Origin of the sequence: Methylobacterium marchantiae, from assembly GCF_042679825.1 — a bacterium.
GTDB lineage: Bacteria > Pseudomonadota > Alphaproteobacteria > Rhizobiales > Beijerinckiaceae > Methylobacterium > Methylobacterium marchantiae.
Genome location: NZ_JBHTND010000019.1, coordinates 35,503 through 49,711, shown reverse-complemented (window position 1 = coordinate 49,711; position 14,209 = coordinate 35,503). Strand labels below are relative to the sequence as shown.

Here is a 14,209-nt window from a genome sequence, read left to right as displayed (position 1 = left end):
CTCCACATCATCGCACTGTCTTCGGTCGTCAATCGCCGAGCGGTCGAAGCGATCGGGGTCATACGTCACGAGACGTCGGGGACAGTCACTTCGAAGGACAATGTCTCATCGATAGGAAATCACGGCGCGACGATCCGCTCCTGCAGGGTCTGGATGAAGATCTCGGCCTGTACGATCGCCCAGGCCGCGTCCTCGCGGGAAAGGGGTTCGCCGACATAGTCGGCCATCATGCGTAAGCCCTGCACCTTGTTGAAGCAGCGGCCGAGTTCGGCGTCCACGCATCCTGTGAGGACGAGATGTTTCCCGAATGCAGCGATCAGACCTCGATGAGTCTTGGTGCTCTCCTGCGCCCCTTCCGCCTCGACAGCGATCAAGGCCGCCCGCGCCGCGTCGAACATAGCGTAATATGCGCGGCTACAGGCTCCCTCGCTGTCATCCGCGTCGAGGAGCACCCGTGCGCCCGCCAATGCACGAAGTGCCTTCTCCATATAGGTCGTCGGTGTCACGGAAGCGTTCCGAGACTGATGGCATCACGGCGGATGGCATCGAGAAGGGCGGGATTGGCGAAGGTCTCGGTCCGCCTCAACTCGTCCTCCCACAGCGGAAGTGCCTCGATCAGGATTCCGGTTTCCAGCATCACGTCGAACGCGATACCGGCCATGTCGCGTGCGGCACCTTTCCGGTCTCCTCGCGACCCCTTCAGCACAACGGCGATATCGGCGTCGCTGCCATCGCCATGTGTCTGGCGTGCGCGGCTGCCGAACAGGAGACTCTCCTGAACGATGTAGCGGTCTTCCAGACGCCCGAGAAACAGACGCGCCGCGCGATCGGTGTCGGCGTCGATGGGCGGAGGCGTCCCGGGTCGGAGCGTCGTCATGTCGGTTCCCTGCCTCGCGGTCGCGTTACGTCTGCACGTGACACGAGGTGCGGTTGCTGTCCCGCCTTCTGCGATCCGCGCTCACGGAATCGAACCGCACGACGTCGAACAACTCTAGCACCGAATGGCAGAACGGCGAGAAGCCCGCTTTTCTCCTACCGGAACGCCATCACCAGCGCTCCCAGGGCGATGGCCCACAGAGCCGCCGTCGACCACAGGGCCCGGCGGCGTTCCTTGCGTGCGATGCTCTCCAGCGCCTTGCGGTCGCCGGTTCCGGTCTCGTCCAGGCGGACCAGGATGCGGCGCAGGCGCTGGGCGAGGTCCGGCAGGTCCGTGACGACGTCGGACAGGGTCAGGGCCGCACGTCCGGCGCCTTCGATCCGTCCGAGGGGGCCGAGATTGCGGGCGATCCAAGAGCGCACCACCGGCTCCGCCCCGGTCCACATGTCGAGCTGCGGGTCGAGGGAGCGGGCGACGCCTTCCACGACGACCATGGTCTTCTGCAACATCACCAACTCGGTGCGCGTGCTCATGTCGAACAGGGCGGTGATGTCGAACAGCAGGGTCAGCACCTTGGCCATCGAGATCTCATCGGCCTTGCGCTGGTGGATCGGCTCGCCGATGGCGCGGATGGCCTGGGCGAAATCCTCCACCGAATGGTGCGCCGGCACGTAGCCCGCCTCGAAATGCACCTGCGCCACGCGCTTGTAGTCGCGCAGGATGAAGCCGAGGAGGATCTCCGCGAGGAAGCGCCGTTCCATGATGCCGAGCCGGCCCATGATGCCGAAATCGACCGCCACCAACGTGCCGCTCGCGTCCACGAACAGGTTCCCGGGATGCATGTCGGCATGGAAGAAGCCGTCGCGGATCGCCTGGCGCAGGAACGACTGGATCACCGCCAGCCCGAGCGCTTTGGCGTCATGGCCGGCCGCTACGATGGCGGCCCGGTCGTTGAGGCGGATGCCCTCGATCCATTCGCTCGACAGGACATCCCGCGCCGTCAGCTCCCATTCGGGCTTCGGCACGCGGAAATCGTCGTCGTCCTTGGTGTTCTGGGCGAGTTCGGACATGGCCGCGGCTTCGAGCCGGAAATCCATCTCCATCATCACCGAACGGGCGAGGATCTCGACCACGTCGCGGGGGCGCAGACGCTCGGCCTTGGGCGACAGGGCATGGACCACGCGGGCCATGAAACGCATGACCTGAAGGTCGCGCTGGAAGCGCTCGCGCACGCCCGGCCGCATGATCTTGACCGCCAGCACTCGCTCGACGCCGTTGGCATCGAGGATATGGGCCTTGTGGACCTGGGCGATGGACGCAGCGGCGACGGGCTCGCTGAAGGACAGGAACAGCTCGCGCACCGACTTGCCGAAAGCGGCTTCCACCACCCGCACCGCCTGGTCCTGCGGGAAGGGCGGCACCCGGTCCTGCAGCTTTTCTAGGTCGAGAGCGGCGTTCATGCCGACGATATCCGGCCGCGTCGCCAAAAACTGGCCGAACTTCACGTAAGAAGGGCCGAGCCGGGTCAGAGCGCGCTGCAACGGGCCGGCACCAGCGCCGAGGCCCGGCCTTTCCAGCATCCGCCCGAGTTTCAGGGCGAAGCGCAGATGCGGCGGCAAATCGGTGGGGTCGATGAACGACAGCCCGCCTTCGCGCGCGAGCACGAAGCCGACGCCTGCGCCGCGGATGAGATAGACGATGGCGCCTAGCATCGGGGGCTTCCGAAATGCGTGACCAAGGCGGCACCAGCACCTGCCCCATCATCGAATCTCAGGATGAGGACATCCGTCGGGATCATGCCGGCACGATCCGACCGATCCAGCCTCACGAGACCTTCCAGCCGGAATGGATCGCCACGATGCCGCCCGACAGGGGTCGGTACGTCACGTGCTTGAACCCGGCCTCCTCGATCATGCCGGCAAAGCGCCCGGGGGAGGGAAACTTGCGGATGGATTCCACGAGATAGCGGTAGGATTCCGCATCGCCCGCCACGCTGGCACCGAGGCGCGGGATCACGTGGAAGGAATAGGCGTCGTAGATGCGGTCGAGGACCGGCAGATCGACCTTGGAGAATTCGAGGCAGAGGAAGCGCCCGCCCGGCTTCAGCACGCGGCGCGCTTCCGCGAGCGCGAGGTCGATGCGCGGCACGTTCCGGATGCCGAAGGCGATGGTGTAGGCGTCGAACGTCTCGGAGGGCAGCGGGAGCGATTCGGCGTTCGCCGTCACGAAGTCGATCCGCCCGTCATAGCGGTGGCCGGCCCGCTCGGCGCCGACGCGCAGCATCGCTTCGTTGATGTCGAGCACGGTGACGTGGGTTTCGTGGCCACCGGCCTCGAGCGAGCGGAAGGCGATGTCGGCGGTACCGCCGGCCACGTCGAGATGGCGGAACGGCCGGTTGCGCGGCGGCCGCAGCATCGAGATCAGATGCGACTTCCAGGCGCGATGAAGCCCTCCCGACATCAGGTCGTTCATCAGGTCGTAGCGCTTCGCCACGGAGCGGAACACGTCGTCGACGCGGCCCTGCTTCTCGTCGAGCGCCACCTGCTCGAACCCGAAATGCGTGCTGGTCGTGTCGCCTGATCGTTCGGCCGAACTCATGTCACCATCCTCTTGCGCGAGCGTCATAGCGAAAGCCGGCCGGGATCGCCATGTGCCGGGTTCGACAGGCGTGAAACGATCGACAGCGGATGCCGGTCGCCGCCGTAAAACGATGCCCCCGATATCGAGCCGCGCGACCCATCCATGCCCGAACTGCCCGAAGTCGAGACCGTCCGCCGCGGGCTGGCACCCGCCATGGTCGGCGCCCGGTTCTCCCGCGTCACCCTGCGTCGGCCGAACCTGCGGTTTGCCTTCCCCGATCGTTTCGCAGAGCGGCTGGAAGGCGCCACGGTGATCGATCTCGCCAGGCGGGCGAAATATCTCACCGCCGGCCTCGATACCGGCGAGACGCTCATCCTGCATCTCGGCATGAGCGGGCGATTCGACGTGGCGATGCCGGACGGACGCAACGTCTCGCCTGGAGATTTCTATCTCGAAGGCGCGCTCGGCAATGCCAAGCACGACCATGTGGTGATGGCGATGTCGAACGGCGCCACGGTGACCTACAACGATGCACGGCGCTTCGGCTTCATGGACCTCGTGCCGACGCAAGGGCTCGCCGGCTGTCGGCACTTCGCGGCGATGGGGATCGAACCCCTGAGCGATGCCATGACGCCGGAGACCCTGGCGCTGCTGTTCCGGCACAAGATCACACCGTTGAAGGCGGCGCTCCTCGACCAGCGGCTCATCGCCGGGCTCGGCAACATCTATGTCTGTGAAGCGCTCCACCGGGCGGGACTGCATCCCGAAATGTCGGCGGGCAGTCTCGCCAAGCCCGACGGCCGGCCGACGCCGAAGGCCCGGCTGCTGGCGCGCATGGTCCGCGACGTGCTGAACGAGGCGGTCGCCGCCGGCGGCTCCACCTTGCGCGATTACGCCCATACCGATGGCGGGTCGGGCGCCTTCCAGCATGCGTTCAGGGTCTATGACCGGACCGGCGAACCCTGCACGAAGACGGGCTGCGGCGGCACGATCGCGCGGATCGTGCAGTCGGGCCGATCGACGTTCTACTGCCCAACCTGCCAGCCGGCAAAATCGGGCGGCACGACGACACGCAAAGCCTGACGGCGGCGCCTACCAGTTGCGCCGCTCCTCCGGCTCCGGTCGGCGTCCCTGCGGCGTCAGGCCGTCGATGACGCCCGGAAGCGCCTGGGCGAGCTGCGACAGCAGATCGTCGCGGGAGAGTCCGGTGCGGCTCTGCAGGGTGTTCACGGTGTCCGAACCGAGGGCGTCGGCGAGACGCTGCGGCTTCACCGGCTGGTTCTGGCCATGGCCGATCCAGGAATTCATCGCATCGCCGAGTCCGCCGCGCTGGAAACGATCGATCAATCCGTCGAGGCCGCCGAGATCCTCACCCTGTTCATGGTCGAGCCGGCCATAGGGACCGGCACCCGGCGAGGTAGTCTGACGATTGCCCGGCCCGTCGAGCATACCCGACAGATCGCTGAAATCGCCCTCGGGCGACGAGTCACGCGAATTTCCGCCGGAATCGCGCGGGCCGCGTCCCTGATTGAAGCCGCCCCTGTCCTCTTCGTCCTCACCATAAGGCTCGGGAGGACCACCCCGTTCGTCGTCAAAGCCGCCCCGATCCCTGTCGGACGGCCCGCCACTGCCACCGCCGAGGATGTCGCCGAGGCCGCCGCCCTTCTGGAGGAGCAGCATCAGCAGCGCCTGGACGATGGGGGAGAGCGAACCGCCCAATCCGCCGCCTCCCTGCGGATGGTCGCTGCTCCGGCCGCCGCCGAGGACGTTACCGAGCACTCCACCGATGACCTGATCGAGCAATCCCATGACTATTCCTCCTTGACCGGCGTGCCGGGTGGCGCGCTCGCTCATCGCCCAGAGATGCGGATGCGAGGTTCCGCGGGGTCAATGCAGAATGAAGCTCTACTCTTTTCGCCCGCCCGTTCCGGCGCGGTCGCGCTCCGGCAGATGGTCGAGGGGATTGGTCCGGCTCTTCTTGCCGGCGCCGTCGTCCGCGGTTACCGCGGTCGACGGACGTATGGCGCTCGGGGGCTTCACCTCCCCGATCGGTCGCGAGCCTGCCGCCTCGCCGGATCGAGTCTCCGAGGGGACGTCGGCGGCGGTGGGCTGGTCGCGCCGGTCGGAGATGGCGTGGGCCGGTATCGCTTGCGCCACGAGCATGCCGAAGGCCAGGATAGATCCGGTTCGGATCGCGGGGTCCTTGCGCATGAGGGTGCTCCGTCGGTTCGAGGGGCCTGGGCGACCGATCATGGTCGCCGTCGCGTGCCTGACCAAGCCCGAGCCTGCCCGCGGGTTCCGGATCGGGCGTCGGTTTCAGCCACGCTTGCGCCCGCCACCGCCCTTGTACTTCGGCTTCTGCCCGCCGAGCCCTTGCGTCGAGCGGGCTTTGGGCCGCTCCGCCCAGAGCGGCGCCTCACCGCCCACGGGAAGCTCGCGGTCGGTGCCCGGCCCCATATTGTCGAGGCTCGGCTTCGAGATGCGGCTGCGCTTGGCGCCGTACTTGCCGGCGTCGCGTTCGACATCGCCCTGACGCGCCATCGGGTCGTCGGAGAGCAGGAGTTCGGTCGCCTGCAGACGCTTGATCTCGTCGCGCATACGGGCCGCCTCCTCGAAATCGAGGTCGGCCGCGGCGGTGCGCATGCGCTTCTCGAGGTCGGCCAGGACGGCCTTGAAATTGTGTCCGATGGTGACCGCGTCCTTGGCCAGGCCCGTATCGATCTGGACGTGGTCGCCCTCGAACACGCTGCTGAGGATGTCGGAAATGCCGCGCTTCACGCTCTGGGGCGTGATGCCGTGCTCCTCGTTGTAGGCGAGCTGCTTCGTACGACGCCGCTCGGTCTCCGCCATCGCCCGCTCCATCGAGCCGGTGATGTTGTCGGCATAGAGGATGCAGCGAGCGTCCGCGTTACGGGCGGCGCGGCCGATGGTCTGGATCAGCGAGGTCTCGGAGCGCAGGAAGCCCTCCTTGTCGGCATCGAGGATGGCGACCAGGGCGCATTCCGGGATGTCGAGGCCCTCGCGCAGCAGGTTGATGCCGATCAGCACGTCGAAGGCGCCCAGGCGCAGGTCGCGGATGATCTCGATGCGTTCCAGGGTGTCGATGTCGGAGTGCATGTAGCGGACGCGGACGGAATTCTCGTGAAGGTACTCGGTGAGGTCCTCGGCCATGCGCTTGGTGAGCGTCGTCACCAGGGTCCGGTAGCCGGCCTGCGCCACTTCGCGGACCTCGCCGAGGAGGTCGTCCACCTGGCTGCGGGCGGGGCGGATCTCGATCACCGGGTCGACGAGGCCGGTGGGGCGGATGACCTGTTCGGCGAAGACGCCGCCGGTCTGCTCCATCTCCCACTTGGCCGGGGTCGCCGAGACATGGACCGATTGCGGCCGCATGGCGTCCCATTCCTCGAACCGGAGCGGGCGGTTGTCGAGGCAGGAGGGAAGTCGGAAACCGTATTCGGCCAACGTCGCCTTGCGGCGGAAGTCGCCCTTGTACATGCCGCCGATCTGCGGAACCGTGACGTGGCTCTCGTCGGTGAAGACGAGGGCGTTGTCGGGCAGGTACTCGAACAGGGTCGGCGGCGGCTCGCCGGGCTTTCTCCCAGTGAGATACCGCGAATAATTCTCGATGCCGTTGCAGGCGCCGGTGGCCTCGATCATCTCGATATCGAAGGTGCAGCGCTGCTCGATGCGCTGGGCCTCGATCAGGCGGCCCATCTTCGTCAACTCGTCGACGCGCAGCTTCAGCTCGGTCTTGATGCCCTTGACCGCCTGCTGGAGGGTGGGGCGCGGCGTGACGTAGTGCGAGTTGGCGTAGACCTTCACGAACTTGAGGTCGTTGATCTTCTTTCCCGTGAGCGGATCGAACTCGGTGATCGATTCGATCTCGTCGCCGAACAGGCCGATTCGCCAGCCGCGATCCTCCAAGTGGGCGGGCCAGAGTTCGATCACGTCGCCGCGCACCCGGAAGGTGCCGCGGGCGAAATCCGACTGGATGCGCTTGTACTGCAGTGCCACGAGGTCGGCGACGAGCTGGCGTTGCTCGATGCGCTCGTTGAGCGACACCGTGAACGACATGGCGGTGTAGGTCTCCACCGAACCGATACCGTAGATGCACGAGACCGAGGCGACGATGATGACGTCGTCGCGCTCCAGCAGCGCACGGGTGGCGGAGTGGCGCATCCGGTCGATCTGCTCGTTGATCGAGGATTCCTTCTCGATGAAGGTGTCCGAGCGCGGCACGTAGGCCTCGGGCTGATAGTAATCGTAGTAGGAGACGAAATACTCCACCGCATTGTCGGGAAAGAAGCTCTTGAATTCGCCGTAGAGCTGCGCCGCGAGCGTCTTGTTGGGTGCCAGGATCAGGGCCGGGCGTTGCGTCGCCTCGATGATCTTGGCCATGGTGAAGGTCTTGCCGGAGCCGGTGACCCCCAGGAGCACCTGGTCGCGCTCGGCCTTGTTCACCCCGTCCACCAGTTCGGCGATGGCGCGCGGCTGGTCGCCCGCAGGCTCGAACTCGGATTTCAGGGTGAAGGCGAGACCGCCCTCAGATTTCTTCGGCCGTTCCGGCCGGTGCGGCGACCAGGTCTTGCCGTCCCTGAACAGCGGGTTGCCCTCGGTGAGGAGGCGCGAGAGCGCATCCACCGTGGCCGACACGCCGTCCGTGGCGAGCGAGGTATCGTCCTCGTTCGCGAGCGCTTCCGGTGCGGGGCCGTCTTCCGGCGGCTGCAGCCCCAACGCCTGGGCGAGTCGCGGGTCGACATCGGCCGCATCGCCCAGGGTGAACCCGGCCTGTGGCGCCTCGCCGAAACCCATCGGGGTCGACGCGGCCTTCTTCGGCCGCCCGGCTTTCTTCGGCGGTGCCGGTGGCGCCTTATTCTCGACCACGGGCAGCCGGTTGCGATTGAGCGCCGGACTCAGCAGGGCGGCCAGATGCTCGTCGAGCGGCTTCAGTTCGGGCTTCGACGCCTTCGCCGAGGAGACGCGGGGTTTGTTCGCAGGAGGCATGGGTGGAATATGGTCCCGCGGAACGAAAGGGGAAAGGGCAGCTCCGATCTTCTCGCCCACCCTCTCTTCGTAATGGTCAGGAGTGCCACCCGTCATGACGATCAAGCCAGACCCGATCCATCCGCAAGCGCGGATCGGCCATGTCCATCTCAAGGTGGCCGATATCGAGCGGGCGCTGGCCTTCTATTGCGGGGTGCTCGGCTTTTCGCTGAAGGCGCGATACGGCACCCAGGCGGCCTTCATCGCGGCCGGCGACTATCACCACCATATCGGACTCAACACCTGGGAGAGCGAGGGTGGCCCTCCACCGGCGCCCGGGACCACCGGCCTGTTCCACCTGGCGATCCTCTACCCGACGCGGGCGAGCCTGGCAGATGCCCTGCGGCGGCTCGATGAGGTCGGCATTCCGCTGGACGGTGCCAGCGACCACGGCGTGAGCGAGGCGTTGTACCTGCGTGATCCGGACATGAACGGGGTCGAGCTCTACCGGGACAGGCCGGAAGCGGAATGGCCGCGCGATGCGGAGGGCGGGATCGCCATGTTCACCCGCCGCCTCGACCTCGCCGATCTCCGCTCGATTGTGGAGCATTCCTGAGGGACGGCAAACCGTTAGGCGGCAACCCTCCGGTGTGCTACCTGCTGATGCAGACGGTGCCACCCTCGGTGAGGGTGGCTGAGGCGAGCATGACGGCACAAGACCGTTGCCGCCTCGACGCCCCTCGCTCGAGCAAGGCCGACGGCCGCGGGAGCGGGTCGGCGGCGGGTGGAGACGAGTAGCGATCCCACCTGACCCATTGCCTGATGCGAGCGACCTTAATGAAAATCCGGACCGGCTACACGATCGGCTACGACACGTTCGGCCCGACGCCGATCACCTTGATGCTCAATGTCCATCCCTCCCGAGTCGGTGACCTGCTGACGCCCGAGACGATGACGATCGACCCGCCGGTGGATGCCCACAGCTTTCTCGACCCGTTCGGCAATGTCTGCACCCGGATTCTCGCCCCCGGCGGCCGGATCACGGTCTCGGCCGATTTCACCATCGAGGATTCGGGGGAATTGGACGAACTCGTGCCGGAGGCGAAGCAGCACGCGGTGCAGGACTTGCCCGACGATGTTCTGCCGTTCCTGCTCGGCAGCCGCTATTGCGAGACCGACAAGCTCTCGAACATCGCCTGGGGCCTGTTCGGCACCACGCCCGAAGGTTGGAAGCGGGTACAGGCGATCCACGACTTCGTGCACCGGCACATCAAGTTCGACTACCAGCAGGCCGACGCCACCCGCACCGCCTACGAAGCCTATACCCAGAAGATCGGCGTCTGCCGCGACTTCACCCATCTCGCCGTCGCCTTCTGCCGCTGCATGAACATCCCGGCGCGCTACTGCACCGGCTATCTCGGCGATATCGGCGTGCCGGTGGTACCGCCGGGCGACTTCTCGGCCTGGCTTGAAGTCTATCTCGACGGGCGGTGGTTCACCTTCGATGCGCGCAACAACAAGCGCCGCATCGGCCGCATCCTCATCGCGCGCGGCCGCGACGCCACGGACGTCGCGATCTCCACGAGTTTCAGCACGGCTTTGCTCGCGAGCTTCGACGTGCATACCGACGAGATCAGCGAGACCGGCGTGCTGACGCCCGTCGCCTGAGGCGGATCGACATCCGGTCTCCCGCGTTCCGATAGACGGGTTCCCGCCTTGGACGATCGTCCGAGGTGGGAAAACCCCGATCATCGGAGACCGAATGTCTGACAGTCTAAAGGGCACCGCCCTGATCGCCGGTGCGAGCGGCATCGTCGGCAACAATCTCGCCCGGCACCTCGTCAGCGAGGGGTGGAGCGTCTACGGCCTCGCCCGCCGCCCCGTCGCGATCACGGGCGTCACGCCGGTGAGCGCGGACCTGACGGACCCTGACGCCCTGCACGCCGCTCTGTCGGAACTCGCCCCGACCCACGTCTTCATCACCACTTGGATGCGGCAGGCGACCGAAGCCGAGAATTGCCGCGTCAACGGCGCGATGGTGCGCAACCTCCTCGCAGCCCTGGACTCCGCGCCGCTTCGGCACGTCGCCCTGGTGACCGGCCTCAAACATTATCTCGGCCCGTTCGAGGCCTATGGGAAGGGTACGCTCCCGCAGACGCCGTTCCGCGAGGATCAGGACCGTCTGCCGGTGGAGAACTTCTACTACGTCCAAGAGGACGAGGTCTTCGCCGCCGCCAAGAGGCAGAAGTTCGGCTGGAGCGTGCACCGTCCGCACACGATCGTCGGCTACGCGCTCGGCAATGCCATGAACATGGGCGTGACCCTCGCGGTCTATGCCTCGCTCTGCCGCGAGACTGGCCGGCCGTTCCTGTTCCCGGGCTCGCCACAACAATGGAACGGCCTGACCGACGTCACCGATGCGCGCCTGCTCGCCCGCCACCTCGCCTGGGCTTCCACTCACCCGGCTGCGACCGACACCGCCTTCAACGTCGTCAACGGCGATGTCTTCCGCTGGTCGTGGATGTGGGAGAGGATCGCGCACTGGTTCGGTCTCGACCCGGCGCCCTATCCCGGAACGGCGACACCTCTCGAAGAGCAGATGGTCGAGGACGGCCCGCGCTGGGCGGACCTCGTGCAACGTCACGGCCTGGTCGAGGCAGATCTCGATCGTCTCGTGTCGCCGTGGCACACCGATGCGGATCTCGGCCGCCCGATCGAGGTGATCACCGACATGGCCCGCAGCCGCCGCCTCGGCTTCCTCGATTATCAGCCGAGCGACGACAGCTTTCTCGACCTGTTCGGCCGCCTGCGCGCCGAGCGGGTGATCCCATGACACGGATGGGCATGATGCAACCCGAAACGCAGAACGCGCCCGGCCTCGAGCGCCCCGAACTCGATGCCGAGACCTTGGCCTTCGCGGGCCGGGTCTTCCAATACGCACGGATGGGCCATTCCGAAGAACTCGCCGAGTTGTTGGCCCAGGGGCTTCCGGCCAATATCCGCAACGACAAGGGCGACAGCCTGCTGATGCTCGCCGCCTATAACGGTCAGGTGGAGACGGCGCGCATCATCCTCGATCACGGCGGCGACCCCGAACTCTCAAACGACCGCGGTCAGACTCCGCTGGCCGGAGCGGCCTTCAAGGGCGACATGGCCGTCGTTCACCTGCTCCTGGAAAAGGGAGCGAATGTCGACGGCGTCGGTAGCGGAACGCGCACGGCGCTGATGACCGCGGCCATGTTCGACCGGACCGAGATGGTCGAACTCCTCCTCGAAAAGGGAGCCGACCCGGACCGGCGCGACGGCAACGGCCAGAACGCCGCCGACCTCGCGCGGTCGATGGGTGCGGCCGGCACTCCTGCACAGCTCGACGCGGCGACCCGTCTGGCGTGAGTGTCGAGGCGTCGGCACAGCGACGCCGCCTGCAGGATTTCCAAGAAGAATAAACCAGACGAGGGACGAACGAGGATGGCGCTTCATCAGACCCCCGGCCGCGCCGGGGATGCGGCGCTCGTCGCCATGTCGCTCCTGGCCGGCACCCTCCTGACATCCTCCGGCGCCAGCGCCGACGAGTGGCCGATGTTCGGCCGCGACCATACCAACCGGCACTTCTCGCCCCTGGCGACCATCGACCGGAGCAATGTCGGCAAGCTCCGGCCGGCCTGGATCTTCCAGACCGGAATCACCGGCTATTTCCAGGCCGAGCCGGTGGTGGTCGACGGCGTGATGTACCTCTCCACCACCCAGAACCATGTGGCGGCACTCGACGCGAAGTCTGGCCGCGTGCTCTGGACCTATACCCACAAGGCCCGCACCGAGAAGATCTTCGGACCGCCCTCCAACCGCGGCGTCGCGGTCTCGGGCGGAAAGGTATTCGAGGCGACCATGGATGGGCGGGTCATCGCCCTTGATGCGAAGACCGGCAAGGTCCTGTGGGACCACGAGGCGGTCCGCCCGGAGGAGGGCGAATCCGAGACGGCCTCCGATCTGGCGGGCAAGCTCGGCGCGGGCGCGGTCCAGGGGTCGAGCCGGCTCGGCTTCAAGATGCCGCCGCTGGTGGCCGAGGGCCTCGTCATCGTCGGTGTCGCCGGTGCCGGCTACGGCTTGCACGTTGAGGACGAGAAGGGCGGGCTCGATGGCGGCGCGGTGGTCGGGATCGAGGGCGGATACGGAAGGCGCGGCTGGCTCGCCGCCTACGATGCCGCCACCGGCGAAGAGCGCTGGCGCTGGTACGTCACCAAGGAGGATGGCTGGGAAGGTGGTTTCGTCGAGAAGACCGCCGACGGCGTGCCGCTCAACCGCGACATCGCGGCGGAGAAGGCGGCGGCGCCGGAGCACAGGGACGCGTGGAAGGTCGGCGGCGGCTCGCTCTGGATGACGCCGGCCTACGATGCCGATCTCGGCCTGATCTATGTCGGCACCGGCAATCCTGCGCCGCAGAATTTCGGCCTCTCGCGGCCGGGCGACAATCTCTACACGATGAGCCTCGTCGCCCTCGACGTGCGGACGGGTAAGCTGCGCTGGTATCATCAGCAGGTGCCGCACGACGAATGGGGCTACGACGTCGCGAGCCCGCCGTTCCTCCTCGACTACACGACGCCGCAAGGGCCGGTGAAGGCGGTCGCCGAGGCGAGCAAGACCGGCTGGCTCTACGTCCACGACCGGGCGACCGGCGCGCTCATCGGAAGGTCGGCGCCGCTGATCACGCAGAAGAACCTCTACGCGCCGCCCACCGAGACGGGGACCGTGGTCAGTCCCGGTCCGCTCGGCGCCATCTCCTGGCACCCGGTGGCCTTCGACCCGGCGGCGAACACCGCCTATGCCCAGGTCCGCCACGGCGCCACCACCTACACGGTGCGGACGGTGCCGGGGGCCCCGGGCAAGCCGCCGATCCGCTTCACGGAGACGAGCGAGGCGAAGGGCGAGCCCTCTTTCAGCACGCTCACGGCCATCGACCTCGCCAAGTCGGGCGCGATCAAATGGTCGGTCAAGGCGGGGAGCCGGCTGTCGGGCGGTACCCTCGCCACCGCCGGCGGTCTCGTCTTCTCGGGCGAGGAGGACGGCCATCTCGACGCCCATGATGCGGCATCGGGAGAAGTGTTGTGGCGCTTCCAGTGCGGCGCCGGCATCGGCGGTCCGCCGATCACCTATTCTCTCGACGGCCGGCAATACGTGGCCGTGGCGGCCGGCGGCGCCTCCTTCACCAAGGGCTCCGGTTTCGGCACCGGCGACGCCCTCGTGGTCTTCTCGCTTCCTGAGTGAGGGACACACCCTCGAACGATGACGCGGACGGCGCGTCCCTTGCGAAGTCGCGTCGTGAGGTGAACGGAGCACTCCCGACCATGACGACCCAGTCCGCGCCATCCCAGCAGCCGACCGATAGGGGAGCGCCGGTTGTCCGCACCATCGCCATGCCGGCCGATACCAATCCGGCCGGCGACATCTTCGGCGGCTGGCTCATGGGCCAGATGGATCTCGCGGCCGGCAACGTCGCCGCCCGCCGCGCTCGGGGGCGATGCGCCACGATCTCTGTGGATGCCATGACCTTCCATCGCCCGGTCATCGTCGGCGACGAAGTCAGCATCTATGCGTGGATTTTGAAGGTCGGCCGGACCTCCCTCCGCATCCAAGTCGAGGTCTGGCGCCGCGAGCGCGAGGGCGAGAGCACGATGAAGGTGACGGAGGGCCTCTTCACTTTCGTCGCCATCGGCAGCGACCGGCGTCCGCGGCCGATCCCGCCGGAGCTGGAGGAAAGCTGGGAGGTGTGAG

Annotated in this window: 14 protein-coding genes; 7 read left to right on the top strand and 7 right to left on the bottom strand. The window is 67.0% G+C overall.

Annotated elements, in window-relative coordinates; all coding sequences use genetic code 11:
* Window positions 1-119: 119 nt before the first annotated feature.
* From ACFQ4G_RS14560 to ubiE, 4 genes are all read right to left on the bottom strand, one after another.
* Window positions 120-506, bottom strand: a complete 387-nt coding sequence (locus tag ACFQ4G_RS14560) for a HEPN domain-containing protein (protein ID WP_238204428.1) — start codon at window positions 504-506, stop codon at window positions 120-122.
* On the bottom strand, window positions 503-877 hold the full coding sequence (locus tag ACFQ4G_RS14555) for a nucleotidyltransferase domain-containing protein (RefSeq protein ID WP_238204426.1): 375 nt from the start codon (window positions 875-877) through the stop codon (window positions 503-505). Before ACFQ4G_RS14555 ends, ACFQ4G_RS14560 begins: the two co-directional genes overlap by 4 nt.
* A gap of 155 nt (window positions 878-1,032) precedes the next feature.
* Entirely contained in the window at window positions 1,033-2,589 is a 1,557-nt protein-coding gene (gene ubiB / locus ACFQ4G_RS14550) for a 2-polyprenylphenol 6-hydroxylase (protein WP_238204424.1), read from the bottom strand.
* Window positions 2,590-2,701: 112 nt separating this feature from the next.
* On the bottom strand, window positions 2,702-3,475 hold the full coding sequence (gene ubiE, locus ACFQ4G_RS14545) for a bifunctional demethylmenaquinone methyltransferase/2-methoxy-6-polyprenyl-1,4-benzoquinol methylase UbiE (RefSeq protein WP_238204422.1): 774 nt from the start codon (window positions 3,473-3,475) through the stop codon (window positions 2,702-2,704).
* Window positions 3,476-3,619: 144 nt separating this feature from the next.
* Between ubiE and mutM the strand changes: the two genes are divergently transcribed.
* The gene (mutM, locus tag ACFQ4G_RS14540; RefSeq protein WP_238204421.1) at window positions 3,620-4,540 is read left to right on the top strand and encodes a bifunctional DNA-formamidopyrimidine glycosylase/DNA-(apurinic or apyrimidinic site) lyase; all 921 of its coding nucleotides are present in this window, start codon (window positions 3,620-3,622) and stop codon (window positions 4,538-4,540) included.
* Between the two features lie 9 nt (window positions 4,541-4,549).
* Here the strand turns inward: mutM and ACFQ4G_RS14535 are convergent, their stop codons facing one another.
* The 3 genes from ACFQ4G_RS14535 to uvrB all read right to left on the bottom strand — a co-directional run bounded on the left by ACFQ4G_RS14535 (window position 4,550) and on the right by uvrB (window position 8,461).
* Window positions 4,550-5,266, bottom strand: a complete 717-nt coding sequence (locus tag ACFQ4G_RS14535) for a YidB family protein (RefSeq protein ID WP_238204420.1) — start codon at window positions 5,264-5,266, stop codon at window positions 4,550-4,552.
* Window positions 5,267-5,362: 96 nt separating this feature from the next.
* Complete coding sequence (locus ACFQ4G_RS14530) at window positions 5,363-5,668, bottom strand: hypothetical protein (protein WP_238204419.1); 306 nt, start codon at window positions 5,666-5,668, stop codon at window positions 5,363-5,365.
* Window positions 5,669-5,773: 105 nt separating this feature from the next.
* A complete protein-coding gene (uvrB, locus tag ACFQ4G_RS14525) occupies window positions 5,774-8,461 on the bottom strand; it encodes an excinuclease ABC subunit UvrB (RefSeq protein WP_238204418.1) in 2,688 nt (895 codons plus the stop codon).
* A gap of 94 nt (window positions 8,462-8,555) precedes the next feature.
* Here uvrB and ACFQ4G_RS14520 point away from each other — a divergent pair, with 94 nt between their 5' ends.
* The 6 genes from ACFQ4G_RS14520 (at window position 8,556) to ACFQ4G_RS14495 (ending at window position 14,208) form a co-directional block, all read left to right on the top strand.
* A complete protein-coding gene (locus ACFQ4G_RS14520) occupies window positions 8,556-9,056 on the top strand; it encodes a VOC family protein (protein WP_238204417.1) in 501 nt (166 codons plus the stop codon).
* A gap of 221 nt (window positions 9,057-9,277) precedes the next feature.
* Complete coding sequence (locus ACFQ4G_RS14515) at window positions 9,278-10,108, top strand: transglutaminase-like domain-containing protein (RefSeq protein WP_238204416.1); 831 nt, start codon at window positions 9,278-9,280, stop codon at window positions 10,106-10,108.
* Window positions 10,109-10,202: 94 nt separating this feature from the next.
* Window positions 10,203-11,273 carry an SDR family oxidoreductase gene (locus tag ACFQ4G_RS14510; RefSeq protein WP_238204414.1) on the top strand — a complete coding sequence of 357 codons (1,071 nt, stop codon included), beginning with the start codon at window positions 10,203-10,205 and terminating at the stop codon, window positions 11,271-11,273.
* A 5-nt stretch (window positions 11,274-11,278) separates the two neighbouring features.
* Entirely contained in the window at window positions 11,279-11,833 is a 555-nt protein-coding gene (locus ACFQ4G_RS14505) for an ankyrin repeat domain-containing protein (RefSeq protein ID WP_379040469.1), read from the top strand.
* A 75-nt stretch (window positions 11,834-11,908) separates the two neighbouring features.
* Window positions 11,909-13,702, top strand: a complete 1,794-nt coding sequence (locus ACFQ4G_RS14500) for a pyrroloquinoline quinone-dependent dehydrogenase (RefSeq protein WP_379040452.1) — start codon at window positions 11,909-11,911, stop codon at window positions 13,700-13,702.
* A gap of 80 nt (window positions 13,703-13,782) precedes the next feature.
* Window positions 13,783-14,208: an acyl-CoA thioesterase gene (locus ACFQ4G_RS14495; protein WP_238204413.1), complete on the top strand. Its 426-nt coding sequence runs from the start codon at window positions 13,783-13,785 to the stop codon at window positions 14,206-14,208.
* Window position 14,209: the final 1 nt, after the last annotated feature.

Bases quoted from the DNA above. Each gene is read 5' to 3' on its own strand.
- ubiE (WP_238204422.1), bottom strand. From the start codon at position 3,475: ATGAGTTCGGCCGAACGATCAGGCGACACGACCAGCACGCATTTCGGG.
- ACFQ4G_RS14555 (WP_238204426.1), bottom strand. From the start codon at position 877: ATGACGACGCTCCGACCCGGGACGCCTCCGCCCATCGACGCCGACACC.
- mutM (WP_238204421.1), top strand. From the start codon at position 3,620: ATGCCCGAACTGCCCGAAGTCGAGACCGTCCGCCGCGGGCTGGCACCC.
- ubiB (WP_238204424.1), bottom strand. From the start codon at position 2,589: ATGCTAGGCGCCATCGTCTATCTCATCCGCGGCGCAGGCGTCGGCTTC.
- ACFQ4G_RS14515 (WP_238204416.1), top strand. From the start codon at position 9,278: ATGAAAATCCGGACCGGCTACACGATCGGCTACGACACGTTCGGCCCG.
- ACFQ4G_RS14520 (WP_238204417.1), top strand. From the start codon at position 8,556: ATGACGATCAAGCCAGACCCGATCCATCCGCAAGCGCGGATCGGCCAT.
- ACFQ4G_RS14535 (WP_238204420.1), bottom strand. From the start codon at position 5,266: ATGGGATTGCTCGATCAGGTCATCGGTGGAGTGCTCGGTAACGTCCTC.
- ACFQ4G_RS14505 (WP_379040469.1), top strand. From the start codon at position 11,279: ATGGGCATGATGCAACCCGAAACGCAGAACGCGCCCGGCCTCGAGCGC.
- ACFQ4G_RS14500 (WP_379040452.1), top strand. From the start codon at position 11,909: ATGGCGCTTCATCAGACCCCCGGCCGCGCCGGGGATGCGGCGCTCGTC.
- ACFQ4G_RS14530 (WP_238204419.1), bottom strand. From the start codon at position 5,668: ATGCGCAAGGACCCCGCGATCCGAACCGGATCTATCCTGGCCTTCGGC.
- uvrB (WP_238204418.1), bottom strand. From the start codon at position 8,461: ATGCCTCCTGCGAACAAACCCCGCGTCTCCTCGGCGAAGGCGTCGAAG.
- ACFQ4G_RS14495 (WP_238204413.1), top strand. From the start codon at position 13,783: ATGACGACCCAGTCCGCGCCATCCCAGCAGCCGACCGATAGGGGAGCG.
- ACFQ4G_RS14510 (WP_238204414.1), top strand. From the start codon at position 10,203: ATGTCTGACAGTCTAAAGGGCACCGCCCTGATCGCCGGTGCGAGCGGC.